This window comes from Arsukibacterium sp., from assembly GCF_036735525.1.
GTDB lineage: Bacteria > Pseudomonadota > Gammaproteobacteria > Enterobacterales > Alteromonadaceae > Alishewanella.
In genome coordinates, this window is sequence record NZ_DAINOE010000048.1 from 1 (window position 1) to 9,387 (window position 9,387).

At 49.3% G+C, this 9,387-nt stretch carries 7 protein-coding genes; 2 read left to right on the forward strand and 5 right to left on the reverse strand.

Features of this window, described 5'->3' with window-relative positions; translation table 11 throughout:
- Positions 1-281: hypothetical protein (locus tag V7D78_RS10615; protein ID WP_333608427.1), on the forward strand; the 281-nt coding region annotated here is incomplete at its 5' end.
- A gap of 15 nt (positions 282-296) precedes the next feature.
- Here V7D78_RS10615 and V7D78_RS10620 read toward each other — a convergent pair.
- The 4 genes from V7D78_RS10620 to uvrD all read right to left on the reverse strand — a co-directional run bounded on the left by V7D78_RS10620 (position 297) and on the right by uvrD (position 6,654).
- Positions 297-1,094, reverse strand: a complete 798-nt coding sequence (locus V7D78_RS10620; protein ID WP_333608428.1) for a hypothetical protein — start codon at positions 1,092-1,094, stop codon at positions 297-299.
- 83 nt (positions 1,095-1,177) lie between these two features.
- Complete coding sequence (locus V7D78_RS10625; RefSeq protein ID WP_333608429.1) at positions 1,178-2,275, reverse strand: ABC transporter substrate-binding protein; 1,098 nt, start codon at positions 2,273-2,275, stop codon at positions 1,178-1,180.
- Positions 2,276-2,353: 78 nt separating this feature from the next.
- On the reverse strand, positions 2,354-4,489 hold the full coding sequence (locus V7D78_RS10630) for a GNAT family N-acetyltransferase (RefSeq protein ID WP_333608430.1): 2,136 nt from the start codon (positions 4,487-4,489) through the stop codon (positions 2,354-2,356).
- Positions 4,486-6,654, reverse strand: coding sequence for a DNA helicase II (gene uvrD / locus V7D78_RS10635; RefSeq protein WP_333608431.1), 2,169 nt, complete (start codon positions 6,652-6,654; stop codon positions 4,486-4,488). Before uvrD ends, V7D78_RS10630 begins: the two co-directional genes overlap by 4 nt.
- A 267-nt stretch (positions 6,655-6,921) precedes the next feature.
- Between uvrD and V7D78_RS10640 the strand changes: the two genes are divergently transcribed.
- A complete protein-coding gene (locus V7D78_RS10640) occupies positions 6,922-8,340 on the forward strand; it encodes a hypothetical protein (RefSeq protein ID WP_333608432.1) in 1,419 nt (472 codons plus the stop codon).
- On the opposite strand, the gene V7D78_RS10645 is transcribed toward V7D78_RS10640, so the two are convergent.
- Complete coding sequence (locus V7D78_RS10645; protein ID WP_333608433.1) at positions 8,324-9,022, reverse strand: HAD-IA family hydrolase; 699 nt, start codon at positions 9,020-9,022, stop codon at positions 8,324-8,326. The two genes, V7D78_RS10640 and V7D78_RS10645, sit on opposite strands and share 17 nt — an antisense overlap.
- Positions 9,023-9,387 lie beyond the last annotated feature (365 nt).

Genomic DNA, 9,387 nt, shown 5'->3' on the forward strand with positions numbered 1-9,387 from the left:
CTCTCGAAAGAGCAGGGGCTTTTTTATTGGTTGCGATTCGGGCGGTGGACTACTCTCGCATGGCAGCCACTGCGCTACGCTGGTGGCATTGTGCAGGCCTTCCCTGGCCTGCATCGCTTCGCGACCTGCCTGCGGCAGTCCAAAAACGCTCCCGGCGTTTTTGTCGCCATGCTACTTCTCTGCTCGTGCAGACATTAATCGTCATGATGAAGCGGAGCAATAAAGCCTCCCCCTTTGTAAAAGGGGGAATGAGGAGGATTTGCTTTAAAAGGAATATTTAGCGTTTAGCGATTTAACTATCTTTGCAAATTACCGCTGGCATCAATGTGCCAGTCTGCTTTGCCGAGTTGTTGTAGATAAGCTCTGGCATTTGTTAAAGGCACAGCATTGATAATATGGTTTTGTTGATCCATTAATAGCAGCCATTGTTTTGGCGCGGAATGGGCTTTGTCATCATCCAAGTAGCTATGCATTCCCATATAGCGGGGTGGAATATTCTGCCATCCACTTTCTAACTTAAAAATATAGCGACTTTGATAGTCAATATGTAAATAGCGAGCTTGATCAGCTGGTGATAGGTTGTTTCTGTCTATAACAGTGGCAATAGCAATGCCGCTGCTGCGTTGTATTGCAAGTTTAGCCTCATGTTGCTGTTGACCCGCTTGTTGTTTTGCCTGATTTTGTGGTTTTAGCAGTGAGGAACTGACCGGACTGGCAATTTGTAATGAAAAGACTTCAAGTTCAAAAGTATCGAGCATTGACTGATACGCTGCGGGATTATTGCAATCTTCTAGCTTTTCTTTAAATTCGTTTGGTTGCATCGCACTTAGTAGCGGATTAGAGCTAATTAACGGTATAAAATCGTCTAAGGATATTGTTAATTGTTGTTCTATGGCTTCTGCTAGTACACTGGGATCAGTAGGCTTATAAAATTTGTCGTTGACCAGATCTGTTTGGCAATAACTTACGAACCGATTGATTTCATTATAATAGCTCACACTGACAACGGCACTTTGCAAGGTACGCCGTTCGGACTGGGTCAGAATAACCGCGCCTGACAAACTGCTGAGAATGAGAGGTAGCAACAAAGACATAACAAGAATACCCGTAGAAAAAACGCTGCACTGTACCACCTATTTGTGACATTGAGTAGTCGGATATGTTGGGCTTGTATAGCTTAGTTCAGCGGTTTCAATTGCCGCTGGCTGACCTGCACCATAAAGACCGGGCGACTACCGTCACTTTGTTGTAACAGGTTTAATGGTCTTAGCTGCCTGAGTAAGCAACTGTGTTGCAGGTTTAAGCGACATTGATCTAATGCGGTACTGATCGCAATCGCTGCCAGATACCCTTCCAGGCTGACATCGCTAAATTGATTAACGCCAGATTGCAGTGAGTGCTGCTGATATTGGGCTACTAAGTGGTGCTGATTATTGCTGGGGTCTGGCACTACCATAGACGCATATACCTGCACAAAATGCTTGAGATGTTGCTGCAAAGCGCTGATGCCAGCAAATGATAGGGTGCTAAATGCTGGCATAAATTCTTGGTTCACTGCGGTGTTAATCATCTTGGCAACCTGTTGGTAGCTGCCGGCAATAATTACCACCTGCGGTTGTAGCGGTTTAATGGTCGCTATGGTCTGTTCAATATCGGCTTGATTAAGCAGATAGCGCCTGACCAGTAATGGCTGTAATTTACGCTGTTGTAGAGCTTGACTAAAGCCATACTCAATGCCGGTATCGAGCTCATCTGCGGGTACTAATATCACAAAGCGCGTCAGGTTTTGCTCATCAACAAAATAGCGAATTTGCGCTTCGGCTTCTTGCTGATAGCTGGCTCGTAAATTAATAATAAACTCGTGATTAGGATGGGCTAGCTGCTCTGCACCGGTGAATGCCGCCAGAAAGGGGGTACGATTTTGTCGTAGGATGGGTAACACTGCTTCAACGCCAGGTGTGCCAACATATCCAAACAGCGCGAATACCTGTTGTTGCAGCAGGCTCTGTGTATTGTTGATGGTCTGAGCGGCTATATAAGCATCATCCAGACTGAGTAATTGAATCTGCCTGCCATTAATACCGCCACGTTGATTCAGTTGAGTAAACACCAAGTCGGCACCACGGCGATAATCAACGCCTAATTCTGCGGCTGGCCCGCTGAACGGGGCGGACATACCCAGTTTCACCGGTTCAGTCGTGGTGTTGGCCATTACCGCAACGGATAAAAAGGTCGTGAAGTAAAGTAATAACAGCTTATGGCAAGTCTGCGGCATAACAACCTGTAAACTGTAGATCCTGCTTTAGTGTAGACCATAGTGCACCACTTAGCAGTGCAACGCGTTTGGTAAGTGCTACAGCAGATAGTTAGCCAGAATCAGACGCATCTGCTCAATAAGCTGCGCTTTACCCGGCAAACCAAAGCGCTTGGCTAATACAGGCCAGCTTTGGTGTTGCCAGAAGCGGGCGCAAAACAAAGCCCCTTCAGTATCATTGAGCAGGTGAAAGTGACACAAGAACCAACGTCGCAGTGGCATGGCGCTGATTTCGTAAGGGCGCTGTTGTCTCGCAAATAACAGCAGTAATTGCTGATCCTGTTGGCTGAGTAACGCGTCAGACGGTGTTAATAACGGCTTTAATAACGCAAAATCCAACTGTGCCGGATAATCCGGCAAGCTGGCGATAAGTTCAGCGGCAAAGCGCTGATGTAACAGCTCTGGCTGATGCGCTAACAGTTCATCGCTACTCGTGCTGTCAAACGGTGTCAGGCATTTTAGCATCAGCACTGAGGGCTCAGCGCTGGCTTTATCAATACTGTGGCCCAGCCGGATGGGAAGTAAACCTGCCTTACGCCAGAATCTGATTAAGGCTGGGGTTGCCCCAAAGCTGCTGCCTAAAAATGCACACTGGGGTTGCAGCTGCTGTTGTAACTGATCAAGCAGCAGACTGCCTAAACCTTGTTGCTGCAGTGGCGGTGCCACACTGATGCGCATGACTCTGGCCAGTGGCAGGCTGGCCAATTGCGGCTGCGCTAAATGAAATGCCAGGCTTTGCGCCAGCAAATGGCCCTGAATGCGCCTTTGCCCACTGTAAATTTGTTGACACATTTCAGGCTCAACTGAGCCTTCAATGCTGATAAGGGCGACGGCCAGTACTTGTTGGTTTTGCTCGAGGCTGTATAGCTGCAACGCCGGGTTGTCTAACAGCATCGCCAGATCTTTTACCTGGGTTTGATAATGGGCCAGTGTTAGTAAACTAAACACCTGCTGCAGTTTGTCTGTTTGCTGTAACCAGTCGGCTGCCTGGTAGCGCAGCAATCGCACCTGCTGTGTAGGCTGGTACTGATAATCAGAGTAGGTCTGCTTTAGTAAAAAGCTGTCAAACAGCAGCTGCTCCAACGGATCATGCTGTTGATAGCGCACTGGCTGTTGCAGTGTTAATTGTTGTAAGCCTGGGAATTGATGTTGCAGGTAAGGTAAAAACCTTAGCTGAAAACCACGGCCGGTCCCCTCATAGCCGTGCACTGTGCTGGCGAAGACCAGCCGGCTGTATTGTGTGACTAACTGTTGTAGTAAGTGACTGGGTATGGCTGCGGCTTCATCGACTAATACTATGTCTGCTTCGGGTTGCTGTTGTAATAATTGATCTATCGGCCAAAAGTTCAGGGCGAGGGTCCCGGCAGCATCAAACTTACTGTGCGCCAGCGCGATAGCGGCCTGACCGGCCGCCGGCGCAGTAATGACTATCCGGGATTTGCCTTGCTGCGCTAACATAGCGGCGGCTATGCCCAGGGCGGCAGACTTGCCGCGGCCGCGATCGGCCAGCAATAATAAAGGGCGGCGGCGATGCCCGGTCGCTACTTTAATAATGGCGGCGACGGCGCACGCTTGCTCTGCTGTGGCAAAATGGCTATGGGGCACCGCGTGGGTAGGGGCTATCGGCGCAGCCGGCCAGTCTGGAAGTTTTAGCGATATATGTTGAGTTAACTGGCCTGGCTCAGCATCATCTTGCTGCAAATGCAGCAGATTAGCTTGTTGTAGTTGTTGCTGCCAGAAACGGCTGAAATAGCTAACAAGCTGGCTGGCCTGATAGGGGTAGGATAACAAGGACTGCTGCGCTGGATTAGCCAGCTGTTGCCAGAGGTCATCGACGGGCGCCAGCACCAGCCAGAGGCCACCGGCTTTAACACTGCCACTGGCAGCGGCTATCGTATCGGCCGCTAAGCCGCTAAAGGCATTAATAATTAACCAGTCACATTCCTGCCCCAGTAACTGATGTGGCTTTTTAGCCTGAAGTGGCTTTGCTTCAGCCAGCGCTTGCTCACCAATCCACCATAGCTCAGCAGGTTGCAGCTGTTGATGCAGTTGCTGTAGTTGCTGCAATATTTCGCTTTGCTCGCCCTGCCATAACACCGGTAAGCGACAGTGGCGGGCTTTCGCCTGCGCCAGTTGCTGCTGTAGCAAGGCAAGACAGGCGTTTGGGCTGCTCATGCAGGCTGCAACCTGGCATAGGCAGTGACCAGCCATTTGCTGCCGAGTTGATCAAAGTTTACCTGAATGCGGGATTGCGGCCCGGTGCCTTCGTAATTAAGCACTGTGCCCTCACCAAATTTATCATGCAGCACCCGCTGACCCAGTTTAAAGCCGGTATTTTCAAAGGCGACATGGCTGGCGGCACTGCCAAAGCGATTAAACTGGGTAGGGCGGCTTACTTGTGTGGTTAAACGGATTTCTTCGACATACTCTGCCGGAATTTCGCGGATAAAACGTGAGGCTTTATGGTATTGCTCCTGTCCATAGAGCCGTCGGCTTTCTGCATGGCATAAATACAGTTTTTGCATAGCGCGGGTCATACCCACATAACAGAGGCGGCGTTCTTCTTCTAAGCGGGTAGGGTCGTCGCCGCTTTGCTGGCTGGGGAACATGCCTTCTTCTAAACCACAGATAAACACCAGCGGAAACTCCAGGCCTTTGGCACTGTGTAAGGTCATCAGCTGTACCGCATCTGAGTGCTCTTCTGCCTGATAATCACCCGCTTCCAGTGCGGCCTGCGATAAGAATGCCGCCAGTGGGGTCATATCTTCTACTGTGCTGCTATTAAAGTTCTGACAGGCAGTGACCAGTTCGTTTAAGTTTTCGATGCGGGTCTGGGCTTTTTCCCCCTTTTCTGCCTGATACATGGCATACAGGCCCGATTGCTTAATAATATGCTCGGCTTGCTCAAACAGCGGTAAGTCGGTTAGCTCCTGCTCCAGCTGGTCGATAAGCTGCATAAACTGCTCAATGGCATTAGCGGCGCGGCCACTAAGTTGCTTTTGCTGCAACATTTGCTGCAGGCTTTGCCACAAGGTTTGTTGCTCAGTGCGGGCATGCAGCCGCACTTTATTCATGGTGGTATCGCCAATGCCGCGCGCCGGGGTGTTAATGATCCGCTCCATGGCAGCATCATCCTGCCGATTGCTGATTAACCGCAAATAGGCCAGCGCATCTTTAATTTCCTGACGTTCATAAAAGCGTAAGCCACCATAGATGCGATAATGCAGGCCTTCCTGGATCAGGGCTTCTTCCAGTACCCTTGATTGCGCATTGTTACGATATAAAATGGCGCTTTCTGTCAGGTTGCCGCCCTGGTTATGCCAGCTGCGAATGCGCGACACGATAAAGCGCGCTTCATCCAGTTCATTAAAGGCGGTATACAGCGAAATGGTTTCGCCTTCACTACCGTCGGTCCACAAATCTTTACCCAGCCGGCCACTGTTATTGGCGATGACGGCATTGGCCGCTTTTAAGATGGTAGAGGTGGAGCGGTAGTTTTGCTCCAGTCGGATGGTTTCTGCCCCGTCAAAATCACGCAAAAACTGCTGGATGTTTTCGACCCGGGCGCCACGCCAGCCATAAATGGACTGATCATCATCGCCCACTATCATCACCTTAGCCGCGGTGCCGGCCAGTAACCTTAACCAATTGTACTGAATGGCGTTGGTATCCTGAAACTCGTCTACCAATATGTGCCGGAACCGTTGCTGGTAATGGCCCCGCACCTCGGCATGGTTTTTTAACAGCTCAAAGCTGCGCAGCAAAATTTCAGCAAAATCAACCAGACCAGCACGATCACACATTTCCTGGTACGCAGTGTAAATCTTCACCATTTGCGCCAGGCTATAGTCGCCACCGGCATCAATCATCGCGGGGCGTTGGCCATCGTCTTTACGGCCATTAATAAACCACTGAATTTGTTTGGCAGGCCAGTGTTTTTCATCCAGGTTTAATGCTTTTAATACCCGCTTTACCAGCCGGTATTGATCATCGGAGTCGATAATCTGAAAACCCTGCGGCAAGCCAGCCTGCTGATAATGCGCCCGCAACATGCGGTGCGATAAACCATGAAAGGTACCCATCCACAGGTTGTTTAAACTCACGCCTATTGTGCTTTCAATACGGCCGCGCATTTCCTGCGCTGCTTTATTGGTAAAAGTGACAGCCAGCAGGCTGTAAGGTGCGACAGTTTCCACCTGCATTAACCAGGCTAAACGATGCACCAGCACCCGGGTTTTACCACTGCCAGCACCGGCTAAAATCAGCATATGCTGCGCTGGCGCGGCTACCGCGTCACGTTGTTTGTCGTTTAAGTCATCCAGCAGCTTGGATACATCCATCGGCAGATCCCAATAAGCAATTTGTGGCCATTATAGCAGCCCAGCGCAAAGCGCCAAGTAAAGCAGGGCGGTTTAAGTGGATATAAAACCAGTGTATGAGTTCAGTAGGCCTGATAGCCGGCTTTACGGGTACCGGGGAATGAAGTTTGTCGCATCGTTGATACCATCAGTAGTATATCTGTGATAAGTGGTGTGCACCGACTGACGATAATGCTATTTTTGCGTCAATAGATTGGTGGCAAATCGATATCGGCAGTAGGGAGAATTATGGCAAATGCAAAAATGTTGCTGGCACTGCTGTGGGTGATTTTGCCACCGTCGCAGGCAGAAATACGCACATTAGCGTTTGACAACCCTGGTATTGCAATATCGGGGGAAGAGCAGCAGCGTTTGATACAACGCGTTGCAGCGATTGATGGTGCTAATATCCGCTTATCTGAAAGTGCTGATTTGTCTACTGCAGATTTGCTCTTAACCACAAGCAGCGTCGTTGCTGGCTGGCAGCTTAGTCAGATTACGGTCGGCTATGTGCCAACGCTTATTGCGTTGTCGCTACAGGATTATGACAGGCAGTCCAGCCTTAAGATTGGCCAATTCCCGCGTGACTACCGTCTGGACGATCTGACTATTCATCAGATACCGCTTGATAGTAATGTGCTGTCGTTATTGCAGGCAAACCGCTATGACGTGATAGTCGACTCCAGTACCGGTGTTGTTCAACATGACCTAAAGTCACAACTACACCGTTACAACCTCTACCCTGGCCGGCATATTCGCCTGGCAACGAAAACCAGTGCGCTACAGGCAAAATTAGAGCGGAAAGCCCGCAGTGTTGAAGTAAAAGGTATAAAGCTTATCAACCAAGCCGTAACGCCTATTAATATTCAGCTGATTGCAAAATCGTTTGACCGTGAAAAATACCTGTTACAAGAGTCATCAGAAGACTTAGCCTTGTTCTCGTTATTGCAGCAACACTTTCCCGAGTTTGGGCTGAATGCGGTGGTAACATCCTCTTCTGATGCTGCCACAAAACTGCAGGGGGCTATTCCAAGCTGCATAGTCAATTACCGTAAAAGAGCCAGCCAGACCAGCATACTGTATTCGTTGCCGACACAAGTTTATCTGGGGCCACGGCTTTATATCGACAAGAACAATCCGTTGCTTGAGGCATTAACTGCATTGGCAGATTCTGAGCGTGTGTTATCGTTTCCCGGCATCGCTGCACATATACCGACGATGAGGCTGGCAACTCTGGAAACACTGCGTGACGATATTGGCCTGGTGCAAAATGCAGCCCAGTCGCCGCATCATTTCTTGCGATTGCTGCGTTTTGACACAGCCGTCAGTTTTTTGCAGCGTGGCCGTGCAGATGCATTGTGGTTATACCCGGTAATGTTCCGGTTCAATCTGCAAAACGCGGCAGAAGCCGACAATTTCAACAGCTATGTGTTGCAGGAAACCTCCGACACAGTGCCAGTATTTCTAACCTGCAATAAAACGCCAGAAACCATAGAGCTGGTGCAGCGGTTTAATGTGCTGCTGCAGGATCCTGGTTTTCAGTCAGCGTTATTACGGCAAAATTCAGTTGGGTTAAATCAAGCCGACCAGCAGGACTATGCCGCGCAGTACCTCCAGGCCCTACAGCACGCAGTGGCCGATAACAACAGCATTAACACAAAGCAATAAGCTGCTGCACATCAGTCAGGCGGATATGCGGCAGCACGCTTACCGCAGCGTGGTGATGATCCAGCCAGGCGGCCTGACAGCCGGCGTTTAATGCGCCCAGCACATCAGCGCGGTGGCTATCGCCGATATGTAATATCTGCTGTGGTTGAAGTTGCAGGCGCTGGGCGGCGACAATAAATAAATCGCGATAGGGTTTCATGCGGCCATCGGGGCCGGCTTGCAGGCTAAATTCAAACAAGTCCCCCAGCCCCATTCTGTGGATACAGGCATTGCCATTGGTAATCGCAATCAGTTGGTAGCGGCTCGCCAGACGAATTAGCAGTGCCTTAACTTCAGCTTTAATGCTGATAGTCGTGCGAGCTTGCCAAAAAGCGTCATAAGCCAGCTCTGCCACCTCGGCAGCTTCACATTGCGCTAAACCTAATGTCACTAAACCGGCTTCCACGGCCAGTAAACGCCAGCGGCCCATATCATGGCGAATAGCCGGCTGTAGTTTTGCCAGCAGCAAGCGCTGCTGCCACCAGTATTCACTGTCATAGCCTTGGGTAATGGGCGCATGCCGGGCTAAGCTTTGCAGCATGGCCGCCTCGGCGGCGGCAATAACAGGTTTGTTGTTATATAGCGTATCGTCTAAATCAAATGAAATAGCCTGTACTGGTGTGAGAGCTTTGAATACTTGCATTGCAAATTATCTTTAACTTGGACTTGTTCACTATATCGCATTAGCTTAGTGATTGCTTAACTAGCAGTGTAGATTGAGTACTTTGTTTACGGAGTTTAGATACTAATCATGCTCATGAATTTACCATATAGAGTGGTTAAAAACAGTTATCGTGCTTTAGCATTTAAAGCATGTTGCCGTGCCCAACTGTATTCCTTTAAATTTGCACACCATTATTTCTTATCATTTTAAAGTTGAGCTTTTATGTGAAAAGTGTTTACTTAGTGATGGATTTTTGGTTTAATTTCGCTGCATTTTTGAGGTTTTAAAATTAATAAATGTCATGGAGAATATGATGAAAAACTTCTTGCTTCTTGCTTCTTGCT